General features: G+C 32.7%; 2 protein-coding genes and 1 pseudogene. All 3 read left to right on the top strand.

Annotated features, from left to right (window positions below):
• Positions 1 to 127: 127 nt before the first annotated feature.
• A pseudogene (locus ACFVSH_RS26420) lies at positions 128 to 520 on the top strand (winged helix-turn-helix transcriptional regulator).
• A 134-nt stretch (positions 521 to 654) separates the two neighbouring features.
• Positions 655 to 1,125 carry a hypothetical protein gene (locus ACFVSH_RS26415; RefSeq protein WP_387708775.1) on the top strand — a complete coding sequence of 157 codons (471 nt, stop codon included), beginning with the start codon at positions 655 to 657 and terminating at the stop codon, positions 1,123 to 1,125.
• A 181-nt stretch (positions 1,126 to 1,306) separates the two neighbouring features.
• On the top strand, positions 1,307 to 1,620 hold a 314-nt coding region (locus tag ACFVSH_RS26410; protein WP_387708773.1), incomplete at its 3' end, for a hypothetical protein.

Below are 1,620 nucleotides of genomic sequence, written 5' to 3'. Positions count from 1 at the left end.
GTATACTTGTTGAATTATTAAGTACAGGTAGATACTATATCCACGGTCACAATAATAAAAGTAGGCATTTTTTTATGACATAGTCACAAAAATAGGACCATTAAGAGAGAGAGGGAAATTACAGTCAATGGCTCGATTTAATTTTCAAGGAGAACCCCCTCCTGAAGAACAAGAAGAGGTATGCTCTTTGACACTTACTCAAAATGTATTGGCCGGAAGATGGAAAATTATTATTTTATGGTAGCCAAGTCGACAAACAAGAAGATTTAACGAACTTCAAAGGTTGTTACCGGGCATTTCAAAAGGAATATTGACAAGACAGCTGAGAGAATTGGAAGAGGATGGTATCGTTCACAGAGAAGTGTATAAAGAAGTTCCTCCTAAAGTAGAATACTCGCTAACACCACAAGGGAAAAGCATCATCCCAGTACTGGACATTATGGGAGAGTGGGGGAAAAATTATATGAAAAAAAAGAGTGAACAAAACTACTCCACTCCAGTTAATAAAAAAGAGCAATAGTATAAATTTGAATTATCCGGGTTTTTTTATGTTTCGAAGGATGTAATGAGTATGGAAAGGGGATTTTAATAAAGATGGTTTTTACGTAGACCCAGCTCTATAAATAGTCTGATAATCTACAAAAGGAGACAACTATGTTTATTTGGAATATTAACAAACTCGTAATAGCTTTACAGGAAGGAACAATAACTGGCAAACAAAAGAAAAGATACAGTATAACTTTTTGGGTACTGGTTGCTCTTACAGTGTTTTCACTGCCTGGAGTTTATAACCCTTCATCTATGAATGGATATGATGTTATTGATCTAATTTTATTTATTATTATCAATGTGATTGCAATCTATCTTTTAGTCGGTATTTATAAGAAGAGAATTAGGAAGGAATTAGATTTCTTCTTGCCCTTTTTTGGCTTAATGATTCCACTATTTATACGTAACAGCTTATGGACCATACTTTTAACTATCCTTGGCTCTATTTATATTGTCTTATTTGCCCCTTATCATTCACTTGAGGAAACTAATATTATCGATGCAAGCATTAATGCTATAGTCGAAATTATCATGAACATTATGTTTGTTCATTACTTTAAGAAGATATATAACTAGGAAGCACCTATTTTGGTGCCTTTTAATTTGACTTCACCATTTCACTTCCTCCTACCGGCTCCATCCATATTAATTAAACGAGAATCAAAAATGAAAAAATTTTGCTCTCTTAACACGTTCTTTGTACTAATCTCTTTTTCTCCTAATAAAATTAATAAACTAACTATTTAGGAGGGGTATAATGTTTAATCAAAAACTGGAAAGTAATAGTCCACTAATTTATAAAATTAATGATGTCACTTACCAAAAGTACAATCTATATAAGAAACCATACAATCGGGAAGTATTCGTCATAAAAGATTACGGTGAAGACCGCGGTATTACCTATAAAAGTATTGCATTATACGAAGCAGTTAAAGATCATTTTGACCGTTTTAAAATTGCAAAAATTGTTAAAGAAATTAATAAAGACAATCTTTTGCTCGATAGTGATCTCATCCTTATAGACAAAAAAGGAAATGAGCTACACCTATCTGGTTGTAGTTGCGGGTATGC

It is taken from the genome of Peribacillus sp. NPDC058002 (assembly GCF_042886655.1).
Classification (GTDB): Bacteria; Bacillota; Bacilli; order Bacillales; family DSM-1321; genus Peribacillus; species Peribacillus aracenensis.
This window is presented reverse-complemented; position numbering and strand designations above follow the sequence as displayed.

Bases quoted from the DNA above. Each gene is read 5' to 3' on its own strand.
- ACFVSH_RS26415 (WP_387708775.1), top strand. From the start codon at position 655: ATGTTTATTTGGAATATTAACAAACTCGTAATAGCTTTACAGGAAGGA.